The sequence below is a fragment of the Streptomyces sp. NPDC059534 genome, from assembly GCF_042743475.1.
GTDB lineage: Bacteria > Actinomycetota > Actinomycetes > Streptomycetales > Streptomycetaceae > Streptomyces.
In genome coordinates, this window is record NZ_JBHWAQ010000052.1 from 1 (window position 1) to 24,964 (window position 24,964).

Sequence of the window (24,964 nt, forward strand, 5' to 3'; positions counted from 1 at the left end):
TTCTGGGCCGCCCTGCACGGACTGGCCACCCTGACCCGGGCACGACGACTCCCACCGGAACACACCGAACAGAGAGTACGACTCCTCGTGGACCGGCTCGCCGTCACCTGACACACCACCCCGGCAGGCACCCGGCCGGGAACCTGGCCCCCCGCTGCCCGCCCGCGGCCTCGCCTCCGGCCACCCGCGCCCACGCGGCGCGGCAGCAGATCACCGGGCCCTGCACCCCCGACGGGGCCCCCGCCCCGAAAGCCGCAGCGCTCATTGACCACGACCCGATATAGGCCCTGACGTCGCGTCATTCGCCGGTGTCCTCGTCGTCCTCGTCTAGGTGGACGGTCGCCGGGTCACGCAGTGGGCGCGGGCCCTCGTGTGGCAGGCAGGCGGCGAAGTCTTGCGCTCAGCGACGGCCGAGGCGCTGTCGGCGCACGAAGGTCACCCGCGGCGCCGACAGCCCGGCCGCCGCCCTCGCGATGGCGTTCAAGCTCGTCGAGTGCGCCCAGGCCCGCTGGCGCGCAATCACCGGAGCCCACCTGATATCCCTCGTCCGGGCGGGCGCCACGTTCGAGAATGGCGCACTGGTCGAGCGACAGGAGATGGCTACATGAATCAGCACGACGCCTCGCAGCAGGAGGAGCCAGCCGAGCACCTCCGCTTCTGGGACTACCTGAGCAAGCTTGAGCAGGCCACGGAGGCCGACGAGGTCGACCTGGTCAGCGAAGTCCTCACCGACCCGGACCAGGCGATGGCCCAGTCCGCCGTCGTGCGGCACCTGGACCGCCGAGCCGGCGACCTCCACTGCGCACCCGCCTACGTACCCTGGGCCGAAAGGATGGCCCAGGCCACGACGCGCTATCCGTTCCTGACCCGGCGCCTGCGCGAATGGTCCCTCTTCCGAGCCATCGCACTGCGGCAACCGTGGCGTCCGGACGCTCTGCTCAACTCATCCGACTGGCTCCAGCTCAAGACGGCCGAAGCGTCGAACGCCGCCGCCCTCCAGATCCTCGCCGACAGCGGTCACACCAAGCGGATCCGCAACACCGCCCGGATCAACCTTAAGCAGCAGAGCCGACGCTGATCACAGTCAACTCATCCACAGGTTTTGCCTATTGCTCCGCCAATGTCCCGACGAACGCGTCTAGGACCCGGCCCGTCGATCTTGGCCATAGGCTGGGCGCGGCACGATCAAGCCGAACAGGTCATGAGTGATGGGGGTAGCGGGTTGGGTCGGCAGGAGAGGTATCGCAAGGTGCTCAGGCCGCTGCTACGAGCCGGGCTCGAGGTGGTACCCGACGCGGTTCCGGCCTCGGCGATACCGCATGTCCTCGGGTACGAACGAGAGCGAGTTTTCGGCTTCTTCCTCATCGAGTACGAGGACCCGCGACTCGTGGAGCGGCTCAACGAGGGCTGGTACGACCTGGCCATGTCCGCCGGCCTGCTCGATGAGAATCGCGAATTCCTTCTCATGTTGCCCAGAGGCACCTGGACGGCCGCGGTAGACCGCCGGCGGCGGCACAGGATGCATATCTGGCATCGGGTCCGTCTGCTGGACCGGTGGGACATCATGGGGGCCGGCGCGGCTACGTTCCTCGGCATTCGTGCCGGCCACCCTGGCTTCGCCATGCTGGCTCTGGACAACAGCGTCTGGCTCCTGGCCGACACGTATGAATCGGGTGTAGGCGTGTACGCGGTACGCGATCCCGCCGTTTCTCCAGGGGTCCTGCGCGAGTTGGAGTGGCTCGCCAGGGAGGACATCTACAAGGACCGGGATTTCCGACGTGAAGTCACCATCTGGCTGGAGAGCAGGCAACAGCGCTAGACAACAGGTGTGGACATGGTCGGGCGAAGAAGCCAGCGGTTGCGGTCTGACACCGCGACGGCGGCAGCCGTGGGGAGCCGCTCCCACTCCGCGTCCGATAAATCACCGCGTTCACCCCGCCCCATGCCAGGCGCAACGAGCAGATCAGCCGACCGTCACATGATCGACCGGACAGGTCCTAGCCGCTCATGGCGGACCCGGCGGCACTCCCGCTGGCGTGCGCCCAACCTGAACGACTCGTCCCGCTCCTGGATCTGGCTGGCCATCGCGCGACCCCTCCGCTGGGGCGTCCGAGAGCAGGTCAGCGCCCAACAGGTGGGGTACTTGAGGGCTGTGGCCCACTTTTTGCGACAACCGGAGCCGGTCGGCGCGGTAGACCGTTCCCTCGGAATCGGTGACGGTCTTGATGTCTCCCGTCAGGTCGACGGAGACGATGTCGTCGTCGATCATCTCGGCGCCGAAGCGCTCGTCCTGGTCCTGGGCCCGCATGTTTGTCCATGAGGTCGGGGCCGTCGATGTCCTGCGGGAAGCCCGGGAAGTTCTCGGCCTCGGTCGTCGTGGTCAGGGAGCCGCCGACGAAGATCGAGCTGCCGAAGAGCAGGGGCCCAGCTGGGCGCGGGCCGTGTAGAGGGAGGCGGCGTATCCGGCGGGGACGGAGCCTATGCCGATGACCTCACGGACGTCGTCAGTGGTGGGCTCGGTCACGGGTGTCACGCCTCCTGCTTCGCGTCGATCTCGGCGATGAGGCCCTCGATCAGGCCGTTGATCTCGTCGCGGATCGGGCGCACGGCCTCGACGCCCTGGCCGGCCGGGTCCTCCAGGGCCCAGTCCAGGTACTTCTTGCCGGGGAAGATCGGGCAGGCGTCGCCGCAGCCCATGGTGATGACGTAGTCCGATGCCTGGACAGCCTCGGTGGTGAGGACCTTCGGCTTCGCCTCGGAGATGTCGACGCCGACCTCGGCCATGGCCTCGACGGCGGCCGGGTTGACCTGGTCGCCCGGGATCGAACCCGCGGAGCGGACCTCGATGCGGTCGCCGGCGAGGTGGTTGAGGAATCCCGCGGCCATCTGGGAGCGGCCGGCGTTGTGGACGCAGACGAAGAGCACGGAGGCGAGCGGAGCGGTCATCGGTTCTTCCTTAGGCAGGGATGGAGCGTGGTGCGGGGACGGAAGCTTCAGGTGCTGGGCAGGGGGTCCAGCGGGGTGGTGATCCGGGCGTCGCGGATGGAGCGCACGACCGCGGTCGGGGTGCCGTCGGGGTCCGGGACGGGCCAGTCCAGGTAGCGGTGGCCGGGCACCACGGGGCAGGCGTCGCCGCACCCCATGGTGATCACGATGTCGGCGGCCTGAACGGCCTCGTCGGTCAGCGGCTTGGGGTAGACCTCGTCGAGCGCGACACCCGCCTCGCCGAGGGCCTGGAGCACGTGAGGGTCGACGATGCCCGAAGGGTGGGCGCCGGCGGAGGAGACGAGGACGTCCTCCCCGGCCCGGTGGGCCAGCAGGGCGGCCGCCAGCTGCGAACGCCCGGCGGCGAGGCGGGCGACACCGGCCGCGAGACGTTCGTCGGGAAGGACCGGGTACGAGGACTCGGCCATGGCGGGAGACTCCCTGGGTTCAAAGAGGTCAGCCCAGGCTGGTATCAGCTCCGGGTGATGTGACAGTATCAGCACATGATGACGTCAGTCGATACTGATCTGATCCGGGTTCTGGGTGATCCCCTGCGCCTCCAGATCGTGACCCTGCTCGCCCGCGAGACGCTGTGCACCACCCATCTCGTGGAGGAGACCGGTGCCAAGCAGACCAACCTCTCCAACCATCTGAGAGTGCTGCGCGAGGCGGGAGTGGTGGAGACCGAGCCGTGCGGCAGGTTCACCTACTACCGGCTCAAGCCGGACGTCATCGAGCAGCTCGCCGGGCAGTTCGCCGCGCTCGCACAGACCGCGCGCCTGACCGCCGAGGCGAACTTCAAACGCTCCTGCCCCTGACCCTGCCCCGTGTGCCTCACCTGCCCGAGGAGACCCATCCCGTGACCGCCACCGAGCCCGCTGCGAGCGACGCCATAGCCACCGACCCGTCGCCGCAGCCCGCACCCGGCGCCACTCCGCCCCGCACCCCGCTCGCCGCCCGGGCGGCCGCCGAGCTCGTCGGCACCGCCGCCCTGGTGGCGATCGTCGTCGGCTCCGGCATTCAGGCCACCGACCTCACCGACGACGTGGCGCTGCAGCTCCTCGCCAACTCCACCGCCACGGTCTTCGGGCTCGGCGTCCTGATCGCCCTCCTCGGGCCGGTCTCCGGCGCGCACTTCAACCCGGCCGTCACCCTGGCCGAGTGGTGGACCGCCCGCCGCGGCGGCGCCGGGGTGAACGCCCGCGAGCTCACCGTCTACGTCCCCGCCCAAATCGTCGGCGCGATTCTCGGCGCGATCCTGGCGGACGCGATGTTCGGCGAGCCGCTGGTGAGGTGGTCCATGCACGACCGCTCCGCCGGGAACCTACTGCTCGGTGAGGTCGTGGCGACGGCCGGCCTGATCCTGCTGATCTTCGGCCTGGCCCGTACCGACCGGCTCCGCTTCGCGCCCGTCGCGGTCGCCTCGTACATCGGCGCGGCCTACTGGTTCACCTCGTCGACGTCCTTCGCGAACCCGGCCGTGACCATCGGCCGCGCCTTCACCGACACCTTCGCGGGCATCGCGCCTGCCTCCGTGCCCGCGTTCGTCGGGATGCAGATCATCGGAGCAGTCGCGGGTCTCGCCTTGGTCGCGGTCATCTTCATGCGCGGGAAGGCGGACGCCGAGTGATCCAGGCGGTGGATGTGTTGGTGATCGGCGGCGGCCAGGCCGGGCTCGCCGCCGGCTACCACCTGCGCCGCCTCGGCCTGGACTTCGTCGTCCTCGACGCCCAGGCCACCCCGGGCGGCGCCTGGCAGCACAGCTGGGACTCGCTCCACCTCTTCTCCCCGGCCGCGTACTCCTCCCTCCCGGGCCGGCTCATGTCACCGCAGCCAGGGGAAACGTACCCAGGGGCGGCGCACGTCGTCTCGTACCTCTCCGACTACGAGCAGCGGTACGAGCTCCCCATCGTGCGGCCGGTCCGTGTCGAAGCGGTCCACCGCGACGGCAAGTTCCTGCGCGTCGAGACCGCTGCCGGCACCTGGCGGGCCCGTACGGTCATCAGTGCGACCGGCACGTGGTGGCGCCCCTTCGTCCCCGCCGCCCCGGGGCGTACGGAGTTCAAGGGCACCCAGCTCCACACGGTCGAGTACCGACGCCCGGCCGACTTCGCCGGGCAGCGGGTCGTGGTGGTGGGCGGCGGAAACTCCGGCGCACAGATCGCTGCCGACCTCGCGTACGACACCGACCTGACCTGGGTCACCTTGCGCGAACCGCGCTACCTCGCCGACGACATCGACGGCCGGGCCCTCTTCGACCACGCCACCGCTCGCCGCCGCGCCCTGGACGAGGGGCGGACGGACACGGGAGGTGTGGCCTCGCTGGGCGACATCGTCGCCGTCCCGCCCGTACGCGAAGCACGCGACGCCGGGCTCCTCAAAGCCCAGCCGATGTTCGCCCGGCTCACGACGACCGGCGTCGAGTGGGCCGACGATACCCGCGCGGATGCCGACGCGATCATCTGGTGCACCGGCTTCCGCCCCGCCCTCACCCACCTCGCACCCCTCGGCCTGCGCGGCCCCCGCGGCCACATCCCCACCCACGGCACGCAGGCTCTCGCCGAACCCCGCCTGCACCTGCTCGGCTACGGCGACTGGACGGGACCGGCGTCCGCCACCCTCATCGGCGTCGGACGCCCTGCCCGCGAAGCCGCCCGCCGGATCGCCGACCTACTTGGCGCCGAGTGATCCGACGGGGCTCGTGAGGATGGTGCAGATGTCGCCGTCCGTGCACGTGTCCGGGTCGGTCGTAGCGGCCCGACGGGCCAGCTCGCGCAGCGCGGCACGGGCCTCGCGCAGCTCGCTCATGCGGCGCTCGATATCGGCCAAGTGCTGGTCGATGAGCGTGCCGACCTCCCTGCACGGGGCCTGGCCGCTGTCGCGCAGGGTCAGGACCGAACGGATCTCGGCGAGGGTGAGCCCGGCGGCCTGGGCGTCGCGGACGAAGGACAGTCGGGTGGTGGCCTGCTCGGGGTAGTCCCGGTAGCCACCGGAGGTGCGCGGGGGTGCGGGCAGCAGGCCCGCCTCTTCGTAGAAACGGATCGTCTTGGTCGACAGCCCCGCCTTCGCGGCGAGCTCTCCGATGCGCATACCACCAGCGTACGGCTTGACCTTCCAGCGCACTGGAAGGTCTACGGTCGCCCCATGAACGCCCCGAGGATCACCGTGCTCACCGTGCCGGACTGCCCCAACGCCCCCCTCGCACTGGCGCGCGTCACCGCCGCGCTGGACGGCCGCGAGGCGGAGGTGGAACTGGTCGAGGTGCGCGAGGAGGCGGAGGCCGCCCGGTGGGGAATGACCGGTTCCCCGACCGTCCTGGTCGACGGCGCCGACCCGTTCGCCGTGCCCGGTGCGCCGCCCAGCGTCTCCTGCCGCCTGTACCGGGACGAGGAGGGCCGGGCGGCCGGTGCGCCCAGCGTCGAGGCACTGCGGAAGGTGCTCGCCGGCGTGACAGAGTGCTGCGACGACGAGCTCCTTGACCCGATCGGACGGGCGGGACGCGGCCGCCGGGCCCCTGCCGAGCGGGGACTGCGCGCCGTCCACCAAGCGGTGCTGCGGCACTTCGCCACCACTGGCTCCGCGCCGACCACGGCCGATCTCGCAGCGCTTGCCGCCGAGGCCGGTCGCACGGCCGCGGACGTCCTTGCCGAGCTGGACGCCGAGGACTTCCTCGCCCTCGACGCCGAAGGCAGGGTGCGAGCCGCGTACCCCTTCTCCGGGGTGGAAACGCCTCACCGAGTCACGCTCGGCAATGGAGTGGAAGCGTGGTCGATGTGCGCGATCGACGCCCTCGGCATCGCCGTGATGCTCGACCAGGACATCCGGGTCACCTCATCCGACCCAGTCAGCGGCCACCCGGTCACCGTCGCCTTCACCGGCAACACGGCACGGTGGGAGCCCGCGGACGCGGTCGTCTTCGTGGGCCGACGACCGGGGCAAGGCCCGGCAGCCGACGTGTGCTGCGACGCCCTGAACTTCTTCGCCGACCGCTCCACCGCCGAGACGTGGGCACGCCGCCACCCCGACGTCCCCGGTCGCATCACCGGCCAGGCCGAGGCCATCGCCATCGCAGCACAGACCTTCGGACCGCTGCTCATCGAGGACTGAACGAGAGCATCGGAGGTTCAACGGCGCATCCGGGCGGGAATCATCCAGGCCCCGGGTCCCCGGGCTCCGAACAGGAGCGGAATGATGATGGGCGAGCGTTCAGCGTGGGACCGGCAGGCCGTCCTCGACGATTACGCCAGGGCCCGTCGGACCTTCCACGCGCTCCTGGACGGCGCGACGCCGGCCGGCCTCGCCCGCCCGACCAACGGCACCCGCTGGAGCAACGGGCAACTGCTGTGGCACATGCTCTTCGGCTACGTCGTCACCCGGGTCCTGCTGGGCCTCGCACGCGTCTTCAGCAGACTGCCCCGGAGCGTGAGCAAGGGCTTCGCCGGAGTGCTGAACGCGGGGACGCGGCCCTTCGACGCGATCAACTACCTCGGGCCGTGCGCGGCCGTGAAGGTCTTCGGGCCCCGAAGGACGGGCATCGCGCTCGACCGGATCACCGGCTCGCTGGAGCGGCGGCTCGCCGAGGAGTCCGAGCACGATCTGGCGCGGGGCATGCACTACCCGGTCCGGTGGGACCCCTTCTTCAAGGACTTCATGACCCTCGCGGACCTCTACCGGTACCCCACCCGGCACTTCGACTTCCACCATCGCCAGCTCACCCTCGGCGAGCGCGGCTGAGGCCCGTCAGCCGATGTGGGGGCTGCGGCGTTCGACAAGGACGGTGTCGCGCCAGACGCCGTGGAGCCGGCCGATGCGCTCACGGGAGCCGATGACCCGGAAGCCCGCGCGGGCGTGGACGGCGAGGCCGGCGGTTTCTCGGGGAAGATGCCGGACTGGATGGTCGTCGGCGTGTGCGGGGGCCAGGGGCACGACGACGGCGGTCGCGACGGTCACACGGCAGCCGCCTTGGTGAGAATCGCGCCCATGGCGGCGAGGACGGCGGGCTCCACCCGGTAGTAGACCCAGGTGCCGCGCCGCTCGGAGGAGAGCAGCCCGGCCTCCTTCAGCTTCTTCAGATGGTGCGAGACGGTCGGCTGCGAGACGCCGACGTCGGAGATGTCGCAGACGCACGCCTCCCCGCCCTCGTGCGAGGCGACCGCCGAGAACAGGCGCAGCCGGACCGGATCGCCGAGAGCCTTGAACATCTTCGCGGTCCGCTCGGCCTCCTCGGCGTTCAGCGGGCGCTCGGTGAGGGGCGGGCAGCAGGGGGCGACCTCAGACTCAAGGAGCGGCAGCACGTTGACATTCGACATGCATCTATGTTGACACATGTCGAACCAGGCGCCCAGGGGTGCTCCGGGCTTTTCAATTCGATGAATGTCTATGTTGACGACTGTCGATTCAGGTGCCATGCTGGCGGCGCAAGGGATCGACAGATGTCGAAACAAAGGGGAATCGTCGTGAACACCACCGCCACCGACCAGCTGCCCGTCGTGGTCATCGGAGCCGGGCCCGCCGGCCTGGCCGCCGCCGCCCACCTCGTCGAGCGCGGCCTCGAACCGCTGGTCCTGGAGGCCGGACCGGCGGCTGGTGCGGCGGTACTCGAGTGGGCGCACGTCCGCCTCTTCTCCACCTGGGGCGAGGTCACCGACCCGGCCGCCGAGAAGCTCCTGGCCCCCACCGGATGGGTGAAGCCGGACGCGACGACCTACCCCACCGGCGGCGACTGGGCCGAGCAGTACCTGCAGCCGCTCGCCGACGTCCTCGGCGACCGCGTCCGCCTCGGCGCGCGGGTTACCGGTGTCTCCCGCGTCGGTCGTGACCGGATCGTCGACGCCGACCGCGAGACCCAGCCCTTCAGCATCCACATCGCCCACGCCGACGGACGTGAGGACCGGATCCTCGCCCGCGCCGTCATCGACGCCTCCGGCACCTGGGCCGTCCCCAGCCCGGCCGGCGGCGACGGCCTGCCCGCCCTCGGCGAGCGCGCAGCCGCCGACCGGATCTCCTACCGCGTCCCGGACCTCAAGGACCCCGCTGTGCGGGCCCGTTACGCCGGGAAGCGCACCGCGGTGATCGGCTCCGGCGCCTCCGCCTTCACCGCCCTCGCCCTGCTTGCCGACCTCGCGAAGTCCGAGGACGGCACCGGCACGCACGCCACCTGGATCCTGCGCCGCGGCATCTCCGGCTCCACCTTCGGCGGCGGCACCGCCGACCAGCTCCCCGCCCGCGGCGCTCTCGGGCTGGCCGCCAAGGCCGCCGTCGACGAGGGCCACGCGGACGCCGTCACCGGCTTCCGTACGGACGCGATCGAGCGCGACGGCGAGCAGCTCGTCCTGGTGGCCGAAGGCGGGCGACGGCTCGCCCCGGTCGACGAGGTCATCGTCCTGACCGGCTTCCGTCCCGACCTCACCTTCCTCGACGAGCTCCGCCTCGGCCTGGACGAGCGCCTCCAGGCCCCGACTGCCCTGGCCCCGCTCATCGACCCCAACCAGCACTCCTGCGGCACCGTCTACCCGCACGGCGTGAACGAGCTGTCACACCCGGAGGAGGGTGTCTACCTTGTCGGGATGAAGTCCTACGGCCGCGCGCCGACCTTCCTCGCCCTCACCGGCTACGAGCAGGTCCGCTCCGTCGCCGCCGCGATCGCCGGCGACCGCGAGTCCGCCGAGCGCGTCGAGCTCGTCCTCCCGGAGACGGGTGTGTGCGGTGGTGCCGGCCTCTTCGACCAGCCGGAGACCAGCGAGGCCGCCGACGGCGGTGGCTGCTGCGCGCCCACGCCGGCCCTGATCCAGCTCGGCACCGCGACCCCGGCGCCCTCCTGCGGCTCGTGACCGACCTCAACACCCGTACAGACGGGGCCGCGACCGGGACGGGGGTCCGGTCGCGGCCTCGCGCCGTGCTGCCCGCGCTGTGCGCCACCCAGATCACCAGCTGGGGAATCGTCTACTACGCCTTCCCCGTCCTCAACCCCGAGATCACCGCCGCCACCGGCTGGTCCACCACCGCCACCATGGCCGCGTTCTCGCTCGCCCTCATCGTCTCCGGCATCGCCGGGATCCGTGTCGGCAGGATCATCGACCACCGCGGTCCCCGCACCGTCATGACCGCCGGCTCCACCGCGGGCGCGGTGAGCATGGTGATCGTGGCGCTGGCGCCGAATCTGCCGGTGTTCTTCGCGGGCTGGATCCTGGCCGGGTTCGCCATGGCCGCGACGTTCTACCAGCCCGCGTTCGCCGCCCTCACCCGCTGGTTCGCCCCCGGCCACGTCCGCGCCCTGACGATCGTCACGCTCGCCGGCGGCCTCGCCTCCACCGTCTTCGCGCCCCTCACCGCCACCCTCGCCGACCACTTCACCTGGCGCACCACCTACCTCGTCCTCGCCGCGATCCTGGCCGCCATCACGATCCCTGCCCACGCGCTCGCTCTGCGCGCGCCCTGGCCGGCGGCCCCGCCTGCACTGACCGACGTGACCTCCACACCGCAAGAGGTGGTGCGCAGCCGCCCCTTCCTGCTGCTCGCGCTCGCGTTCACGCTCTCGGCGTTCGCGATGTACGCCGTCGTCGTCACCCTCGTCCCGCTCCTGCTCGAACGCGGCTACACCACCAGCCAGGCGGCCTGGACCCTCGGTCTCGGCGGCGCCGGCCAGACCCTCGGCCGCACCCTCTACGCCGGCCTCGCCCGCCGCACCGGCACGACCACCCGCACCGTCGTCCTCATCGTCCTCGGCGCCCTGACCACCGCCGCTCTCGCCGTCGTCCCCGGGCCGTACGGTCTGCTGATCGCGGTGTCGGTCGCGGCGGGCGTGGTCCGCGGCAACCTCACCCTCCTCCAGGCCACCGCCATCACCGACCGCTGGGGCACCACCCACTACGGACGCCTCTCCGGCATCCTCAGCGCACCCGCCATGACCGCCTCCGCCCTCGCCCCCTTCGCCGCCGCGCTCCTTGCCCCACCCCTCGGCGGCACACCCCAGCTCTTCGGCGCGCTTGCCGCGCTCGCCCTGGCGGCCGCGGTCATTGCCGCTGGAACCTCGATCCGCGAGCCGGAGTAGAGGGGCATAGCCCCGGGGGGGGGGGAGCCGCCGGGTGTACAGCACCCCAGCCCATTGATCCACGATTTCGTGAATTCACAATCCCCTGCACTCTCGGGATGTGCTGACTCTCGCTACCGACATCGAGGCGCTGGCGCGGTTCGGCCGCGCCCTGGCCGATCCGATCCGCTGCCGCATCCTGCTGAAACTGCAGCAGGACCCCGCCTATCCCTCGGACTTGGCCGATGACCTGGGGATCTCCCGCACCCGACTGTCGAACCACCTGGCCTGCCTTCGGGACTGCGGCCTGGTCGTCGCGATCCCCGACGGCCGGCGCACCCGCTACGAACTCGCCGACGCCCGCCTCGGGGACGCGCTCGGGAACCTGCGCTCCGTGGTGCTGGCGGTCGAGGCCGACAAGACGTGCGTGGACGCCGAGACGGAGGGCTGCTGCTGATGAGCGTCATATCCCTGGGCCCGTCGCCCGCCCGCCGGACGCGCTCGCGCGGCGGATACGGTTCCTCGTCGCCGCGACGATCACCTACAACGTGATCGAGGCGGTCGTCGCGATCACCGCCGGGACGATCGCCTCCTCGACCGCGCTCGTCGGCTTCGGCCTGGACTCGGTCATCGAGGTGTCCTCCGCCGCCGCGGTCGCCTGGCAGTTCTCCGCCCGCGACCACGCCGTACGTGAAGCACGGGAGAAGACAACGCTGCGGATCATCGCGGTCTCCTTCTTCGCCCTCGCCACCTACGTCACCATCGACGCGGCCCGCGCCCTGACCGGGACCGGCGAGGCCGAGACCTCCGTGCCGGGCATCGTGATCGCCGCCCTGTCGCTCGCGATCATGCCGTTCCTGTCCGCCGCCCAGCGCAAGGCCGGCCGCGAACTCGGCTCCGCGTCAGCGGTCGCCGACTCCAAGCAGACCCTGCTGTGCACCTACCTCTCCGCCGTGCTCCTGGTCGGCCTCGTCCTCAACGCCACCCTCGGCTGGTCCTGGGCCGACCCCATCGCCGCCCTCGTCATCGCCGCCATCGCCGTCAAGGAAGGCATCAACGCCTGGCAAGGCAAGGGCTGCTGCGCACCCACCCCACCCCTCACCACCACCGCGACCGACGAGCCCCCGAGCGACTGCGGCACGGCCGGCGACACCTGCTGCTCCACGGCCAAGGCCGACGCGAACAGGTGATCTCCGTAAGCGGGTAAACGGCCATGCCCCATGCCCATGGTGGGCGACTACTCGGCTCCGGGTCCCTTAATGCCCAAACAAAGTAGGCGACTTCGCGCCCGGGGGACGTCGCGAAGCGGGTGGCACATTTGCTCCTCGGTGTCTACGGATCCAACTCGGCGGCTGGCATCGGCCTGCTCATCGGGGAGGCCGCACTGGACGCGCCGGGCCGAGGCACTGCTTCTTGGTTCTCCTCACATGGGCGAGGGGTTGAGGCCAGGCGAAGCAGGTCCCACCCGTGGGGTCAGGTGCCCTTGATGGCGACGGCGGTCTCGCGGCTCTTGGGCGGCTCGTCAACTGAGCGGGCGGGGCCCACGTGCGACAAGTGGGGATCTGTTGTCTTCCGGCAGAACCGCGATGAAGTCCAGGCGTCGTCTTCGACGCAGGCCAGGCCGATGGTCTTGGTGGTGTCGAAGGCCGCGATGGCGGGCTCGGTGCCTTCGGTCAGCGAGTCGAGGTTTGCGTGGTGTCTGGCCAGGCTTGCGGAGGGACCGTGAATCCAGAGGCGTACGGGCGCCCCTTTTCGCAGGGCGGCGAGGAGGGCATCACGGACCTCTCCCGGATCGGCGGCCTGGAGCCTGTCGTGCAAGCGCTCTTGTGCGCACGGCTCTGTCGGGGCTACTTCGGCCCGCGAGTGGCAACTCGGACACGCATCGGGCTGTGCCGGGTCGAAGAGGTGCAGGTAGCGGGCGACTTGGTGCTCCGGTATGCCGCAAGGCGTCCCGCTCTCCCCCGTTCGCCTGTGAAGCCCGCGTCTTGAGTCGTTCCGGTCTTGGGAGTTGTCCGTGCCGGGCTGAGGGCCCAAACGATTCGCTGCCTCAGGAATGCCGCCGCGCTGGCGCCTGGAAGGAGCACCGTAAAGTCCGCGCGCGGGTCGAGCGCACCTTCGCCCGCGCGGAGACTCCTCTTTCACTCTCTACCGGCGGCTGGACTGGCTCTGAGCTGCACGAATTACCCTCGGCAAGCTTCACCACGCACCGCTCACCCAGAGAAGCAGCAGCGTGCGCCGTGCCTCGTTCGACGGGATATCTCCAGCTGGCACACGCCCCGAGCACCCTCGATCTGTTATTGAGCGTGACAGACAGTGGACCTCATGACATCTGGGCACAAGTGCACTGGTGGACCTGGGTAGCGGACTGCATCATGGTCATATAGGCGGTTTCGACGGTTCTCATCTGTCGGCCGCGGCTCTGCCGCTCAGCTGCCCGTGGTCATCCGCGGCGAAAGAGGCAGCGATGGCCACTGACCTCGAATTGGAAGTCTCCAGGACACGCCCTGACGAGTACGAGGTGCGGGTGGTACACGCGGCGGCCGGCGGGGAGCCCAGCGTCGCGCTCCAGCTCGACGTCGACGGGCTGCTCAACCGGCGCGCGGCGCTGGAGGCAACGGTGTTGGCGTCCTCGGTGCAAGCGCGGCGGGCGGTGTCGGCTATAGAGGCGCCGGTGCGCGAGGTCGGGCAGCAGCTGTTCGAAGCGCTCTTCACCGGCCCGGTCTACGGGACCTACCGGGCGAGCAGCGGGGTGGCGCAAGAGAGGCAGGAGCGGCTGCGGATCGTCCTGCGGCTGAAGACGCCGGAGCTCGCGCTGCTGCCGTGGGAGACGCTGTTCGACCCAGATGCCGAGGTATACCTGTGCCGGCAAGAGCCGCTCGTCCGGCATGTTCCCGCCCGCTACACGCCCGAGCCGTTGCAGGTGAAGGCGCCCTTGCGCATTCTGGCGGTGATCGCGTCACCGCGCGGGCTGCCCCTGCTGGACGTCGACGCCGAACGCGATCGGCTCGAGGAGGCGTTGGCCGATCAGATCGCCGCGGGGCGGGTCGAGCTGACCTGGGTGCCGCAGGCCAGCTGGGACGGTGTGCACAGGCGCCTGCTGGAGGGTGAGTGGCACGTGCTGCACTTCATCGGCCACGGCGACTACGACGACAGTGCCGATGAGGGCCTGATCGGGCTGGTCGACAGCGGTGGCGGCGCCGATCTGGTGGAGGCGTCGCGGCTGGTGGACCTGCTGGGTGAGGCCCGGCCCACCCCGCGGCTCGTCGTGCTCAATTCCTGCGCCTCGGCGCAGGGCGGGATGCGGGACGTCTTCTCCAGCACGGGCGCGACGCTGGTGCGCAGCGGCATCAGCGCGGCCGCCGCGATGCAGTTCACGGTGAGCGACCGGGCGGCCATTCGATTCGCCCATGGTTTCTACACTGCACTCGCCTACGGCCGCCGGATCGACGAGGCGGCACAAAGTGGACGGATTGCGATACTTGGTACCGGCCGCCGCACCCTGGAGTGGATTACCCCGGTGCTTTATGTGCGCGGCGAAGTCGCGCACTTGTTCACCTTCGCCGGAGAATCGCCGAAGGTCTCGGTCCCGCAGACGCCGCCAGGTGGTGGTCGGCGCGACGCGCCGTTGCGCGCCTTGTACGTGAGGGCCGCTGCAGAGGTGCGTGTGGGCCGCCACGGCCGCGCCATCGAGCTGCTCGACGACCTGATCACGCTCGACCCGGATTACCCGGCCGCGGTGACACTGCGCGACACCGCTGTCCATCAGCGCCGACTCTCCGAGACTTACGAACAGGCGACAGACGCCGAGGCCGCCGGTGACTGGGCCGCCGCGATCGGTGCGTACACGGAGATTGTCCGGACCGATGAGGGCTACCTGGACGCCGTCGCACGGCGCGAATCGTGCCAGGCCCGGCAGGCCATCGCAGATCTGGAGGCTGAACTGCGCTACCACGCGGATGCCAGCCGGTGGCAGGCTGTCCTCGAGGTCAGCGAGGAACTTCGTGGGCTCGACCCGGCCGCCGGCGACCCCGACGGCCTGGCCACCCGCGCCCACCGGTCCCTGCAAGAGGCGGAACACGAGCGCCGCTATGCCGAGGCCCTTGCGGCGGAGGACGCCGGGGACTGGGCTGATGCCTCTGCCCGCTACGGCGAACTCGCGGCCGACGGCGGTTATCGCGACGCTGTCCAGCGACGCGCCGTCTGTCAAAGGATCGCCGGGCTGCGCACCGCACTGCACGAGCATGCGGCCGCACAAGACTGGGCGAAGGTACGGGACACGATCACCGAGTTGACGACCGTGCAAGCGGATGCGGCGGACGAATTCGCGGCGCTGGCCGATGTCGCTCGGGGCGAGATTGCTGTCAATCCGCCCGAGCTGACCAGTATCGACTTCAAGGACGAGGTCCTTTCCCTCTCGTGGAATCCGAGCGGCCTGAGCATCGCCGTCGCAGGCAAATCCCGGTGGGTCCGCGTCTACGACACCGCCGGTGGGGAGCGGTTGAAGGTCAGAGGAGGAGGCGTGCGCTCCGACGTGTCCGCGGTGGCGTTCAGCGCGGACGGCCGGCAGATCGCCACGGGCAACGCAGGCCGTGCTGCTCGAGTGTGGGACGCCGCCACTGGCCGCCTGCTGCTCGATGTACGCCACGCTGCCGGCCTGAACGCGGTGGCGTTCGACCCACGGGGCACCTGGATCGCCACTGGCAGTTTGGATGCCACGGTCCGGGTGTGGGACGCCGCGGGCATCCGCGAGGACTTGCCCGACCTTCGCCATGGAGGCCACGGGTGGGCCTTCGTGAACGCGGTGGCGTTCAGTCCGGATGGCGCCCATATCGCCACCGGCTGTTCCGACCACAGTGCCCGGGTGTGGGACTCCACTACCGGTCAGCAGCTGCTCGAGGTACGTCACAGTGCCGGCGTGAACGCGGTGGCGTTCAGCCCCGGCGGCACCCGGATCGCCACCGGCAGTTCCGACCACACTGCCCGAGTGTGGGACTCCACTACCGGTCAGCAGCTGCTCGAGGTACGTCACAGTGCCGGCGTGAACGCGGTGGCGTTCAGCCCCGACGGCACCCGAATCGCCACCGGCAGTTCCGACCACACCGCCCGGGTGTGGGACTCCACCACCGGTCAGCAGCTGCTCGAAGTACGTCACAGTGCCGGCGTGAACGCGGTGGCGTTCAGCCCCGACGGTACCCGGATCGCCACCGGCAGTTCCGACCACACCGCACGCCTATGGCCAGCCGCCGACCTTTAGCGAAGGAACTGCGAGGGAAGGGAGCGCCGGAATGGGACGTCTGGTTGAATTTCCCACGGCGGATGGCGCCACCGTACTGATCGAGGTCAGGGAGCCGGCAGCCGGGATGGTGACCCGCGGACTCCGCGACACCGCGGTAACCGAACGGGCGCAAAAGACCTTCGAGGAAGCCGTACGCTGTGCGCGGCCCGCGGTGCAGGGCGTGGTCGCCCAACTCCGTGCCATCACCGAGTCACCTGACGAGATCCACGTCGAGTTCGGCCTTGACCTGCACGCCGAGGCCGGTGCCTTCATCGCTGCTGCCAGTACGACCGCCAACTTCACCGTGGCCGTCACCTGGCACCGGAAGAAACCTCATCAAACGACCGGATAATCCCCCTCTGGGCATGCGGTGTTGTACCGAGAGGTCCCATGAGCGGCATGCCCCGTCACGCACCGCCCGTCGGTAAAGCAGTTGCCGGTACCAGCCCCTCTAGAGTCTGCCTTTCGATCTTGCTGAATGTCACGGAAAACCTGGTCGAGTTCATTCCGGACCGGCCGTACTCTGGCCAGCATGGCCTACACGAAGACCTCCTATGTCTGCCTGCCTTGTCGGGCCTCCTACAAGCAGCCTTACCTCGGTGACCACGATCGGCTCTGCCCACGCTGTGCCGATCCGTTGATCCATGTGGGTTCCGCCTTCGCAACGCCGCGGCGGCGGGACATTGCTGCCTGGCGGACCCTGTCGGTACTTTTGAATGCCGGTGTCCGCTTCCACAAGAGTTGCTGCGGCGGCCCTGGATATCGTCCGCGCACACTCAGCGAGGTGCGCGAGCGGATGGCATACGCGCGAAGGACCGGTGAACCGTTCGCGCGTGCATTGGTGCGCCACGAGCTGCCGTAGCCCTTGGCGCAGTAGAGCAGTCATGCCTGTCCGATCATCCGACTCGTTAGCTTGGTGTGACTGGTCGCGGTGATCTGACGGACGAGGAGTGGGCTCGCTCAGAGCCGCTTCTGTCGGTGAGCGACGGGCGGTGTGGCAGGTGGCGGGATCATCGTCAGGTGATCAACGGGGTTCTGTATCGGGTGCGGACGGGGGTGCAGTGGCGTGACCTGACGCCCCGCACTCCCTGGTGATCTTCCGGAGCCCGATCGATTCCGCTGGTGACGCCTGTGGTCACCAGGTCCCGTCCTCAGGAGCGGGCAACGCGGCCTGCGGTCGTTGGTCTCGAAGCAGCCGCGCCGAACGGCGTGAGCACCCTGGTGGTCCTGATGTCGAGCGCGGTGTGTCCCACGCGCGTCGGGAGCAGTGGCTCCACCCGTCGTCAGCGCTGATCGGTAGGACGCAGTTCGCGTTGGAGGGCGGACAGGGCGAACGCGTGGGCGGAGGTGTGCTGCCAGCGGGGCCGTCCGAACATCACGTCTTCGGAGAGCCCGCTGAGCATGGCTACGGCCCTGATGGTGAACTCGCGGAGGTCCACATCGGCGAAGTCTCCCCGGTTCCGGCCCTCACGGAGGATGGCTTCCAGGCGCTCGTCCCAGCCGTCCAGCAGTTCGGTGAGGATCTGCCGGCCTACTTCGTCGTGGCGCTGGGCCAGCACCTGCGTCCACAGTGCGTAGCGTTCGTCTCCTTGGTCGCGGGGCAGGTAGAAGCGGACGAACACGTCCAGCTTCTCGGCAGGAGACGCCGCCTGGTCGGCGGCCTGCTGGAACCGGGTCCAGAGGTCCGCTTGGCTCCATGCGAGGACTTCGAGCAGGAGCCGGTCCTTCTTGCCGAAGTGGTAGAGGATGTGGCCGGTGCTCATGCCGGCCCGGGCGGCGATGTCGGACATCCGCAGGGCCGCTGTGCCCTTCTCGGCGATGACGCTGATGGCGGCCCGCATGGCCCGCTCCCGCGCCTCGTCCCCGCTGGGCTGACGTTTCCTGTCGATCGGGACCCGGGCCGCGGGCCTCGATGCGGCGCCGGTCTCGGCGCTTGCCGACCCGATCACGCCTTTCGGCGGGGGGAGGCGTTCAGGCAGAGCCGACCCGGTCTCTGACGTCGACATGAGCTCACTTTCAGTTACGGAAATCCAGGCCCCAAGTCTAGGTTCCGAGAATCTAGACCTCTAGTCTAGACTGAAAATCAAGTCAATGCGATGGGGAGTGTGACGGCCGACTGTGCGTGGCCGCCCCGACGGCCACCGGCCCGCCTGCCCTACCCACCACCCTGGAGACACCCACATGACGCGCGGATTCGATGTCGTGGAGACCTGTATCGCCGACCTGCGCTCAGCGCTGGAGAAGGGCGAGACGACCGCGGTCGAACTGCTCGACGCCTACCTCGCGCGGATCGACGCCTACGACCGGCCCGGTACGGCCACCGCTCTGAACGCGATGGTCGTGATGAACCCGCACGCCCGGGCGGAAGCGGAGGCAGCCGACGCCCGCCGCGCCCGCGGCGAGACGCTGGGCCCGCTGGACGGCATCCCGTACACCGCGAAGGACAGCTACCTCGCCGAGGGGCTCACGGCCGCGTCCGGCTCCCCGGCGTTCGAGCACCTCGTCGCCCAGCGCGACGCCTTCGCCATCGAGCGGCTGCGCGCGGCCGGCGCGGTCCTCATCGGCCTGACCAACATGCCGCCCATGGCGAACGGCGGCATGCAGCGCGGCGTGTACGGCCGCGCGGAGAGCCCGTACAGCGCCGACTGGCTCACCAGCGCCTACGGCTCCGGCTCCTCCAACGGCTCCGGCACGGCGACGACAGCGTCCTTCGGTGCGTTCGGCCTCGGCGAGGAGACCTGGTCCTCGGGCCGCGCCCCCGCCTCGAACAACGCGCTGTGCGCCTACACCCCCAGCCGCGGCGTGATCTCGGTCCGCGGCAACTGGCCGCTCGTACCGACCATGGACGTCGTGGTTCCGCACACCCGCACCATGGCCGACCTGCTCGAACTGCTCGACGTCATCGTCGCCGACGACCCGCACACGCGCGGGGACCTGTGGCGCGCACAGCCGTGGATAGCGCTGCCCTCGCCGTCGCAGGTACGCCCCGCCTCCTACCCGGCCCTCGCGCCCGCCGACGCCGAGGCCGCCTCCGGCGCGCTCGCCGGCAAGCGCGTCGGCGTGCCCCGGATGTACATCAACGCCGACCCCGCCGCCGGCACGAACCCCGGCGGAGGCATCGGCGGCCAGACCGGGCAGCGCATCGACACGCGCTCCTCGGTGATCACCCTGTGGGAAGCCGCCCGCCGCGACCTGGAGGCCGCCGGCGCCGAGGTGGTCGAGGTCGACTTCCCCGTGGTGTCCAACTACGAGTCCGACCGCCCCGGAGCACCCTCGCTGCTCACCCGCGGACTGGTCAGCCGCGAGTACCTCACCTTCGAGATCGAGGACCTGTCCGCCTGGGCCTGGGACGACTTCCTGCGCGCCAACGGCGACCCGGCGCTCTCCACCCTGGCCGACGTCGACGGCGCCCGCATCTGGCCCAAGCAGGAGGGCGAACTGCCCGACCGGTACGACGGCTTCGACGACACCATCGGCGACTACCCCCGCTTCGTGCGCGAGCGCCCGTACGCGTCCCTCACCGACATGCCGCACCTCGAGCAGGGGCTGCGCGGGCTGGAGGAAACGCGCCGCGTCGACCTGGAGCTGTGGATGGACGGACTGGGCCTGGACGCGGTGGTCTTCCCCGCGGTAGCCGACGTCGGCCCCGCGGACATGGACGTCAGCGTGGCGTCCGCCGACCTCGGCTGGCGCAACGGCGTCTGGGTCGCCAACGGCAACCTGGTCCCCCGCCACCTCGGCATCCCGACCGTGACCGTGCCCATGGGCACCATGACGGACACCGGCATGCCCGTCGGCCTGACCTTCGCGGGCCGTGCCTACGACGACAACGCCCTGCTGTCCCTCGCGGCGGCCTTCGAGAAGACCGGCAGTCGGCGCACGCAGCCGCCGCGCACGCCGCGCCTGTCGACGCACTGACCTGGCGGCCGGATCGCAACACCCGCCAGCGAAGCGGGCAGCCGCCGGCACCGTGGGGAGGGTGTGGCATTCAGCCACGCCCTCCCCACGCCTGTGTCACGGCGAAGCTCCAAGTGAGGGAAGCACCGCCGCAGCGCCAACCGAACCAGGATCGACGGATCGAGTGACCCGACGAACCAACGTCAAGTTCAGAACGTGTTTCTCTGGAGCAGGCGCGAAGAAGGGCTCTGGTACCACTGCCGCGATCGAGAAGGGCTCGAACTGCGGATCGGCCACCACGCGGTAGATGAACTCCGGTGTGGACATGTCGACCTGATGCCACTCCCGGTACCCTCGCCCACGCGTCACGATGGGCCACTTGCTCGGCTCCTCACCGCCGGTCAGCCAGTAGTACTCGCCTTCGGTCTGGCTGAACCCCCAGGGAATGAGCCCCACTTGGCCGGGCTGATAGAGCCGGTACGGCGCGTAAAGGCGCTTGTAATCCTCGGGCAGGGCCAGGCCGAGACTCTCCTCGGTCTCACCCCACGCCATGTCCGCACGGACGGGCTCCCGATGAGTGACTTCCACCAGTCGATCGATCCACATACCGAACCTCACTGAAGGCGCGTTTGCTACGGGGAAAGTGCCCCCGGCGCCCGTATCGGCGCTGTACCACGTAATCGTCGGACTGTCCGGAATCCCTGCTGTGCGGCAGCAGCGTTGCAGGTCGAGATGCGCTCTCCCGCCGCCTGCACCACGTGTGGATCCAGCTTGTCCGAGTCGGCCGAGTGCACCACGCTGAGCCCCGAGCACGAGGCTACCGGCGAGCCCAGATCGCGCACCGATGAGTTTCCCGCGCCACGCTGGTCTATGCGCCGGTCACCCACGAACGGAAGGCTCGGCCATGCGGAAACCGATCTACGGCATGAACCTGACCCTGGACGGCTACATCGCCGCGGCCGGCGACGACATCGGCTGGAGCGGACCGCCGAGCGACGAGCTGTTCCAGTGGTGGCTCGACCGCTGGCAAGCCGAGCGATCCCTCAACGACTCACCCCAGAGGCCCCGACACTCGGCCGAATGACAAACGGGGCGTCCGCACCGGCGCCGGCCCGGTGCGGAGTCACTCGAACGGACGACGCGTTCGACCTGCGGGTCTCAGCTGGATGGCATGAATGCCATCCCGGTGCCGTTGCGGCCCTCATCTGGAATACCCTGCTCCGTCGCGACGGCCTGGGCGTTCCCGGGCGTCTCATTCGAGGGACATGGCGTCCTGTCTCACGCTCTGGTCCCCTCGCGGCCGGAGCAGCAACACCTGCCACGTCCTCTGGTGATCAGCCAAGCTTCCAGACGATCAGGTGGTAGTCCAGGGTTTCGACCAGGAGCTTGCCGTCGGGGCTGAAGGAGAGGTTGTTCGGCATGGGTGAATCCGACATAGCCCCCCTGAGAGGATCCGTCGCCTCGTTGATCCACTGGTCGAACTTGTGGGTGGGATTCCAGGTGGTGGTGGACCAGACCTGGGCCGCCCCTCCGTGCTCGGCGGCGGCCAGGAACTTACCGTCCGAACTGAACGCCAGGGTGCTGACCCACTCGTTGCTGAAGGGCAGGGTCTCGATCTCCTTACGGCTGTCCGAGCGCCACAGGGTCACCCCTCCCAGAGCGGCAGCCGCGAGCACCCGGCCGTCCGGGCTGGCGACGAGGTCGAGCAGGCCCTCCTCCCTCCCCTGGACAGTGGCGGTGACCCTCTGCTGGCGGATGTCCCAGAAGCGCAGCTTCCCGAGCTCGTTGCACGAGACGATGGTGCGGCCGTCCCGGGTGAACGCCACGCCCTTTATATGGTCTTCGGCGACGTACTCCGCGTCGTCGTCCGGGGCGTCGATCAGGGTGGCGATCTTGTCGCGGGACCTGACATCCCACAGCGCGATCGTGCGGTTCGCGCTGAATGCCAGGGTTCTGCCGTCCTGGCTGAAGCTCAGGTAGTCCGTCACCCAGGACTTCTGCTGGCTCTTGTCACCGTGAAGGGTCGCGGCCTTCTTCCGGGATGCGACGTCCCACAGTGTGATCGTCGCGTAGTCGTCGACGCTCGCGAGCAGTGAGCCGTCCGGGCTGAACGTCAGGTCGCTGGTCGTGTTGTCGAAGTTCACCTCGGACCTGCCGAGGACGGCCGCGATCTCCAAGGTGGAGCTGTGCCACAGCACGACGCCGCCGTCCTGGTCACCGACGGCTATGTACCTGCCGTCCTGGCTGAACTCCGCGGTGCTCAGCATGGTGTCCGACTTGCTGGACACGATGAACTTGGACGTCCGCTCGGGGAAGGGCGACGTGGACCGGGAGGTGCTCGGGGTCACCGACGGTGATGTGCTCCGCGACGGAGACGCCCCGGAACCTCCCTGGCCGGAGGGACCGGAGCGCCGGTCCCAGGTGAGCGGGACGGCGACTGCCGCGGCGACACCGGCGCCCAGGGAGCCGAGCAGGAGCGCACGGCGGCTCGGACGCCGGAGTCGGGCCGGATCCTCTGGCAGCCTGTCGGATGGCTCGGCCGTCGAGGCGCCGGCCAGGGGAACCCGGTCAGCGGACGGTCCGGCCTTCGGCGGGACCGCGGTCTCGGTCGGCAGGTCCGCGAGACCGGCGCCAGTCGGAGGGCCGACATCCTGGGGGGCTGGCTCCTCGTGCCCTGACAGGCGCGGGGTGCCGTCCGCGGACGGCACGGTTCGGACGAGCGTCGCGGTCCCGGATTCCACGAGCACGCCGCCGTATTCGGGCAAGTCGAGGACTCGAAGGATCTCGGCGTGCTGCGTGTCGATCAGGGCGTGTACGGCGGCAGGCCAGGGCCGTGCGGACGGGGCGAGCCGCCCAAGGGACTCCAGGATCCCGGCCGGAGTGGGCCGCTGGGACGGGTTCTTGGCCAGGCACCGTGCCACGAGGCCGCGCAGCTCGTCCGGGAGCGACGCGAGGTCGGGTTCGGTGTGTACGACGTTGTAGAGGGTCTGTGGCGCAGCGGGACCCGCGAACGGGCTCTGCCCGGTGCAGGCATGGATCAGCACCGTGCCGAGCGAGAACACGTCGCTGGCCGGGGTGAGTTCACGCCCCTCGGCCTGTTCCGGGGACATGAAGGCGGGGGATCCGACCAGCCAGCCCGTGTGGGTGATTTCGGTGCCGCCCTGGCTGTCGGTTGCCCGTGCGATCCCGAAGTCGATGACTCGGGGCCCGTCCACGGCGAGCAGCACGTTGGACGGCTTGAGGTCTCGATGGATCAGCCCGGCCCGGTGGATCTCGGCCAGGGCGGCGGCGAGACCTGCGGCCAGGCGCGCCGCCGCCTTCTTCGGCAATGGACCGACGTTTTCCACGACTTCGCTCAGAGGTGGGCCAGGAACGAACACCGAAGCCAGCCACGGCAGCGGTGCGTCCGCGTCCGCGTCGACCACAGCGGCCGTATACGCGCCAGACACCCTTCGGGATGCTTCCACCTCACGGCGGAAGCGTGTACGGAATCCGTCGTCCTCCACGAACTGAGAGCGCACCACCTTAACCGCGGCCAGACGCCCGTCCGGCGTGACACCAAGCAGCACGCGTCCCATACCGCCCCGCCCCAGCTCGGCCACCAGCCGGTACGGCCCGAGCACCGGCGCGTCCCACTCCCCCAACAGCTCCATCGACCCTCTCCGACGCGTCAGTACCTCAGTGCAACTCCGTGCACACGAAGCCCTCTTGCATACTTCTTCGCTCTCAACGGAGCGTCTCACACCCGAGCGAGTGAGAGCCCTTGGTGCAGCGGGAGATCACTGTCAGAGGGCCGGCAGGCATGCCGCCCAGCCACCCTGTGTCCCGGCTGCCTCCGTTCAGAACGTAGGGAGAACTCCTGCAGCCTGCAGCAGTCGGCGCAGTTGCGCATCGAGAGCCGGAATGACGAGGCCCCGGACCCGGCGGCTACCGGGACCAGGCCCTCGTGCAAGGGTTTGACTACCGAGCCGGGACGACGACGGACACGGGAATGCGCCTATCTCGTCGGTGAGTCTTTAGACGCTAACCATGGCGCTGACGGTCTGGTCGGCGCCACCGGGGAGCCCGAAAACTGGGTCGAGCGAGTGCTTCTGCCGAAAGAGGACTACGGGTGCGCCGTCGTCGACGCTCGCGTATGCCTCGTAGTCGGGGAATGCGTTGGTCGCCCCTCTAAGAGACACTGTACGGCCGATCGGATCGATCGTGACGAAGGCATTCATGTCCACGTCGGGTGATACCGCCCCGGCCAGGGGATTGGAGGAAGCGCCGTCGTAGAGGAAGTTGACACAGAACTCGTTCGGGTTGTCGACCACTCCGCCCTCGGGGTCGGGGAAGGTGTTTCCGACGTTGAAGTGATGGAACGACATCCCGTCGGTGCCGGCAGTCGCCGTGGCCAGGACCTCAGTTGTCGCACAGTCCAGTTTCAGCGTTTCGCCGCACTGATGGAAGTCCGTCTCCTGTGGGTCATCCGCCAGGAATCCGGACACGACGATGTCTGACCGCACACGGAGACGCTGCTCATTGGGATCGGAACTGAAGTCCCGGCCGTCGCCGTGAAAGCAGTCATCCAGCACCTGGACAACGGGCATCGGGATGAATGCAACGAACCATATTGCGATCTTATCGAATTCCGCAGCCATCTTGTTCTCCGGTTCGTACACCCGTCATAGAACCACTGGCTGTCGTTATGCCAGGGAGAGTCGGCGGGGACGGGACTGGGCGCAGCCGTGGTCGCTTGGTGCGGTGCTGCCCTTGAATATCTCGTGGGTTGCCTTGGG

Annotated in this window: 23 protein-coding genes and 7 pseudogenes; 19 read left to right on the top strand and 11 right to left on the bottom strand. The window is 69.6% G+C overall.

What is annotated here, in order from left to right:
• The 4 genes and pseudogenes from ACFVZH_RS35805 to ACFVZH_RS35820 all read left to right on the top strand — a co-directional run.
• Nucleotides 1-111 (top strand): annotated as a pseudogene (locus tag ACFVZH_RS35805) (TetR family transcriptional regulator); the annotation flags it as partial.
• Nucleotides 112-425: 314 nt separating this feature from the next.
• A pseudogene (locus tag ACFVZH_RS35810) lies at nucleotides 426-608 on the top strand (IS256 family transposase); the annotation flags it as partial.
• Nucleotides 605-1,078 (top strand): hypothetical protein, encoded by a 474-nt coding sequence (locus ACFVZH_RS35815; protein ID WP_384904141.1) that lies wholly within the window; start codon nucleotides 605-607, stop codon nucleotides 1,076-1,078. The pseudogene ACFVZH_RS35810 and the gene ACFVZH_RS35815, both read left to right, overlap by 4 nt.
• Before the next feature lie 171 nt (nucleotides 1,079-1,249).
• On the top strand, nucleotides 1,250-1,819 hold the full coding sequence (locus tag ACFVZH_RS35820) for a hypothetical protein (protein ID WP_384904143.1): 570 nt from the start codon (nucleotides 1,250-1,252) through the stop codon (nucleotides 1,817-1,819).
• Between the two features lie 366 nt (nucleotides 1,820-2,185).
• On the opposite strand, the pseudogene ACFVZH_RS35825 reads toward ACFVZH_RS35820, so the two are convergent.
• The 3 genes and pseudogenes from ACFVZH_RS35825 to ACFVZH_RS35835 all read right to left on the bottom strand — a co-directional run.
• Nucleotides 2,186-2,524: pseudogene (locus ACFVZH_RS35825) on the bottom strand (NAD(P)/FAD-dependent oxidoreductase); the annotation flags it as partial.
• 5 nt (nucleotides 2,525-2,529) lie between these two features.
• On the bottom strand, nucleotides 2,530-2,946 hold the full coding sequence (locus ACFVZH_RS35830) for an arsenate reductase ArsC (protein WP_384904145.1): 417 nt from the start codon (nucleotides 2,944-2,946) through the stop codon (nucleotides 2,530-2,532).
• Nucleotides 2,947-2,993: 47 nt separating this feature from the next.
• Entirely contained in the window at nucleotides 2,994-3,413 is a 420-nt protein-coding gene (locus ACFVZH_RS35835) for a phosphotyrosine protein phosphatase (RefSeq protein ID WP_384904147.1), read from the bottom strand.
• A 75-nt stretch (nucleotides 3,414-3,488) separates the two neighbouring features.
• On the opposite strand from ACFVZH_RS35835, the gene ACFVZH_RS35840 reads away from it, so the two are divergent.
• Genes ACFVZH_RS35840 through ACFVZH_RS35850 form a run of 3 tightly spaced genes read left to right on the top strand, consistent with a single transcriptional unit; the run spans nucleotide 3,489 to nucleotide 5,673 of the window.
• Nucleotides 3,489-3,803: a helix-turn-helix transcriptional regulator gene (locus ACFVZH_RS35840; protein WP_030842180.1), complete on the top strand. Its 315-nt coding sequence runs from the start codon at nucleotides 3,489-3,491 to the stop codon at nucleotides 3,801-3,803.
• 41 nt (nucleotides 3,804-3,844) lie between these two features.
• Entirely contained in the window at nucleotides 3,845-4,615 is a 771-nt protein-coding gene (locus ACFVZH_RS35845; protein ID WP_384904149.1) for an aquaporin, read from the top strand.
• Nucleotides 4,612-5,673 carry an ArsO family NAD(P)H-dependent flavin-containing monooxygenase gene (locus ACFVZH_RS35850; protein WP_384904151.1) on the top strand — a complete coding sequence of 354 codons (1,062 nt, stop codon included), beginning with the start codon at nucleotides 4,612-4,614 and terminating at the stop codon, nucleotides 5,671-5,673. Before ACFVZH_RS35845 ends, ACFVZH_RS35850 begins: the two co-directional genes overlap by 4 nt.
• Here the strand turns inward: ACFVZH_RS35850 and ACFVZH_RS35855 are convergent.
• A complete protein-coding gene (locus ACFVZH_RS35855; RefSeq protein ID WP_384904153.1) occupies nucleotides 5,656-6,075 on the bottom strand; it encodes a heavy metal-responsive transcriptional regulator in 420 nt (139 codons plus the stop codon). The genes ACFVZH_RS35850 and ACFVZH_RS35855 overlap by 18 nt on opposite strands.
• 54 nt (nucleotides 6,076-6,129) lie before the next feature.
• Here ACFVZH_RS35855 and ACFVZH_RS35860 point away from each other — a divergent pair, with 54 nt between their 5' ends.
• Both ACFVZH_RS35860 and ACFVZH_RS35865 read left to right on the top strand, forming a co-directional pair.
• Nucleotides 6,130-7,092 carry an alkylmercury lyase family protein gene (locus ACFVZH_RS35860; protein WP_384904155.1) on the top strand — a complete coding sequence of 321 codons (963 nt, stop codon included), beginning with the start codon at nucleotides 6,130-6,132 and terminating at the stop codon, nucleotides 7,090-7,092.
• Nucleotides 7,093-7,179: 87 nt separating this feature from the next.
• On the top strand, nucleotides 7,180-7,719 hold the full coding sequence (locus ACFVZH_RS35865) for a DinB family protein (protein WP_384904157.1): 540 nt from the start codon (nucleotides 7,180-7,182) through the stop codon (nucleotides 7,717-7,719).
• Nucleotides 7,720-7,725: 6 nt separating this feature from the next.
• Here the strand turns inward: ACFVZH_RS35865 and ACFVZH_RS35870 are convergent.
• Together ACFVZH_RS35870 and ACFVZH_RS35875 are read right to left on the bottom strand one after the other, a co-directional pair.
• Nucleotides 7,726-7,883: pseudogene (locus ACFVZH_RS35870) on the bottom strand (GNAT family N-acetyltransferase); the annotation flags it as partial.
• A gap of 48 nt (nucleotides 7,884-7,931) precedes the next feature.
• Nucleotides 7,932-8,294, bottom strand: coding sequence for an ArsR/SmtB family transcription factor (locus ACFVZH_RS35875; protein ID WP_384904159.1), 363 nt, complete (start codon nucleotides 8,292-8,294; stop codon nucleotides 7,932-7,934).
• A 147-nt stretch (nucleotides 8,295-8,441) separates the two neighbouring features.
• Between ACFVZH_RS35875 and ACFVZH_RS35880 the strand changes: the two genes are divergently transcribed.
• From ACFVZH_RS35880 to ACFVZH_RS35895, 4 genes and pseudogenes are all read left to right on the top strand, one after another.
• Nucleotides 8,442-9,815 carry an NAD(P)-binding domain-containing protein gene (locus ACFVZH_RS35880; RefSeq protein ID WP_384904161.1) on the top strand — a complete coding sequence of 458 codons (1,374 nt, stop codon included), beginning with the start codon at nucleotides 8,442-8,444 and terminating at the stop codon, nucleotides 9,813-9,815.
• Nucleotides 9,812-11,035 carry an MFS transporter gene (locus ACFVZH_RS35885; protein ID WP_384904163.1) on the top strand — a complete coding sequence of 408 codons (1,224 nt, stop codon included), beginning with the start codon at nucleotides 9,812-9,814 and terminating at the stop codon, nucleotides 11,033-11,035. Before ACFVZH_RS35880 ends, ACFVZH_RS35885 begins: the two co-directional genes overlap by 4 nt.
• A gap of 100 nt (nucleotides 11,036-11,135) precedes the next feature.
• Nucleotides 11,136-11,471: an ArsR/SmtB family transcription factor gene (locus tag ACFVZH_RS35890; protein ID WP_384904165.1), complete on the top strand. Its 336-nt coding sequence runs from the start codon at nucleotides 11,136-11,138 to the stop codon at nucleotides 11,469-11,471.
• Nucleotides 11,471-12,204, top strand: a pseudogene (locus ACFVZH_RS35895) (cation transporter). The gene ACFVZH_RS35890 and the pseudogene ACFVZH_RS35895 overlap by 1 nt, the downstream one beginning before the upstream one ends.
• Before the next feature lie 283 nt (nucleotides 12,205-12,487).
• On the opposite strand, the gene ACFVZH_RS35900 reads toward ACFVZH_RS35895, so the two are convergent.
• A complete protein-coding gene (locus ACFVZH_RS35900; RefSeq protein WP_384904166.1) occupies nucleotides 12,488-12,832 on the bottom strand; it encodes a hypothetical protein in 345 nt (114 codons plus the stop codon).
• A gap of 646 nt (nucleotides 12,833-13,478) precedes the next feature.
• Here ACFVZH_RS35900 and ACFVZH_RS35905 point away from each other — a divergent pair.
• The 4 genes and pseudogenes from ACFVZH_RS35905 to ACFVZH_RS35920 all read left to right on the top strand — a co-directional run.
• Nucleotides 13,479-16,268, top strand: coding sequence for a CHAT domain-containing protein (locus ACFVZH_RS35905; protein ID WP_384904168.1), 2,790 nt, complete (start codon nucleotides 13,479-13,481; stop codon nucleotides 16,266-16,268).
• Nucleotides 16,269-16,299: 31 nt separating this feature from the next.
• Complete coding sequence (locus ACFVZH_RS35910; RefSeq protein ID WP_384904170.1) at nucleotides 16,300-16,641, top strand: CU044_2847 family protein; 342 nt, start codon at nucleotides 16,300-16,302, stop codon at nucleotides 16,639-16,641.
• A 180-nt stretch (nucleotides 16,642-16,821) separates the two neighbouring features.
• A complete protein-coding gene (locus ACFVZH_RS35915) occupies nucleotides 16,822-17,151 on the top strand; it encodes a deoxyxylulose-5-phosphate synthase (RefSeq protein ID WP_384904172.1) in 330 nt (109 codons plus the stop codon).
• A gap of 56 nt (nucleotides 17,152-17,207) precedes the next feature.
• Nucleotides 17,208-17,372, top strand: a pseudogene (locus tag ACFVZH_RS35920) (transposase); the annotation flags it as partial.
• Between the two features lie 200 nt (nucleotides 17,373-17,572).
• Here the strand turns inward: ACFVZH_RS35920 and ACFVZH_RS35925 are convergent.
• Complete coding sequence (locus ACFVZH_RS35925) at nucleotides 17,573-18,130, bottom strand: TetR/AcrR family transcriptional regulator (protein ID WP_384904174.1); 558 nt, start codon at nucleotides 18,128-18,130, stop codon at nucleotides 17,573-17,575.
• Between the two features lie 340 nt (nucleotides 18,131-18,470).
• On the opposite strand from ACFVZH_RS35925, the gene ACFVZH_RS35930 reads away from it, so the two are divergent.
• Complete coding sequence (locus tag ACFVZH_RS35930; RefSeq protein WP_384904176.1) at nucleotides 18,471-20,207, top strand: amidase; 1,737 nt, start codon at nucleotides 18,471-18,473, stop codon at nucleotides 20,205-20,207.
• Nucleotides 20,208-20,303: 96 nt separating this feature from the next.
• Here ACFVZH_RS35930 and ACFVZH_RS35935 read toward each other — a convergent pair whose 3' ends face one another.
• Nucleotides 20,304-20,792 carry a hypothetical protein gene (locus tag ACFVZH_RS35935; protein ID WP_384904178.1) on the bottom strand — a complete coding sequence of 163 codons (489 nt, stop codon included), beginning with the start codon at nucleotides 20,790-20,792 and terminating at the stop codon, nucleotides 20,304-20,306.
• A 298-nt stretch (nucleotides 20,793-21,090) separates the two neighbouring features.
• Here ACFVZH_RS35935 and ACFVZH_RS35940 point away from each other — a divergent pair.
• Nucleotides 21,091-21,219: pseudogene (locus tag ACFVZH_RS35940) on the top strand (dihydrofolate reductase); the annotation flags it as partial.
• Nucleotides 21,220-21,520: 301 nt separating this feature from the next.
• Here ACFVZH_RS35940 and ACFVZH_RS35945 read toward each other — a convergent pair.
• Nucleotides 21,521-23,809 carry a protein kinase gene (locus ACFVZH_RS35945; protein ID WP_384904180.1) on the bottom strand — a complete coding sequence of 763 codons (2,289 nt, stop codon included), beginning with the start codon at nucleotides 23,807-23,809 and terminating at the stop codon, nucleotides 21,521-21,523.
• Between the two features lie 393 nt (nucleotides 23,810-24,202).
• Nucleotides 24,203-24,847, bottom strand: a complete 645-nt coding sequence (locus ACFVZH_RS35950; RefSeq protein ID WP_384904182.1) for a hypothetical protein — start codon at nucleotides 24,845-24,847, stop codon at nucleotides 24,203-24,205.
• Nucleotides 24,848-24,964 lie beyond the last annotated feature (117 nt).

Excerpts from the sequence above, each read along its gene's own strand:
- ACFVZH_RS35840 (WP_030842180.1), top strand. The coding sequence starts at position 3,489 with ATGATGACGTCAGTCGATACTGATCTGATCCGGGTTCTGGGTGATCCC.
- ACFVZH_RS35910 (WP_384904170.1), top strand. The coding sequence starts at position 16,300 with ATGGGACGTCTGGTTGAATTTCCCACGGCGGATGGCGCCACCGTACTG.
- ACFVZH_RS35915 (WP_384904172.1), top strand. The coding sequence starts at position 16,822 with ATGGCCTACACGAAGACCTCCTATGTCTGCCTGCCTTGTCGGGCCTCC.
- ACFVZH_RS35860 (WP_384904155.1), top strand. The coding sequence starts at position 6,130 with ATGAACGCCCCGAGGATCACCGTGCTCACCGTGCCGGACTGCCCCAAC.
- ACFVZH_RS35930 (WP_384904176.1), top strand. The coding sequence starts at position 18,471 with ATGACGCGCGGATTCGATGTCGTGGAGACCTGTATCGCCGACCTGCGC.
- ACFVZH_RS35815 (WP_384904141.1), top strand. The coding sequence starts at position 605 with ATGAATCAGCACGACGCCTCGCAGCAGGAGGAGCCAGCCGAGCACCTC.
- ACFVZH_RS35875 (WP_384904159.1), bottom strand. The coding sequence starts at position 8,294 with ATGTCGAATGTCAACGTGCTGCCGCTCCTTGAGTCTGAGGTCGCCCCC.
- ACFVZH_RS35830 (WP_384904145.1), bottom strand. The coding sequence starts at position 2,946 with ATGACCGCTCCGCTCGCCTCCGTGCTCTTCGTCTGCGTCCACAACGCC.
- ACFVZH_RS35935 (WP_384904178.1), bottom strand. The coding sequence starts at position 20,792 with ATGTGGATCGATCGACTGGTGGAAGTCACTCATCGGGAGCCCGTCCGT.
- ACFVZH_RS35835 (WP_384904147.1), bottom strand. The coding sequence starts at position 3,413 with ATGGCCGAGTCCTCGTACCCGGTCCTTCCCGACGAACGTCTCGCGGCC.
- ACFVZH_RS35905 (WP_384904168.1), top strand. The coding sequence starts at position 13,479 with ATGGCCACTGACCTCGAATTGGAAGTCTCCAGGACACGCCCTGACGAG.
- ACFVZH_RS35855 (WP_384904153.1), bottom strand. The coding sequence starts at position 6,075 with ATGCGCATCGGAGAGCTCGCCGCGAAGGCGGGGCTGTCGACCAAGACG.
- ACFVZH_RS35865 (WP_384904157.1), top strand. The coding sequence starts at position 7,180 with ATGGGCGAGCGTTCAGCGTGGGACCGGCAGGCCGTCCTCGACGATTAC.
- ACFVZH_RS35925 (WP_384904174.1), bottom strand. The coding sequence starts at position 18,130 with ATGCGGGCCGCCATCAGCGTCATCGCCGAGAAGGGCACAGCGGCCCTG.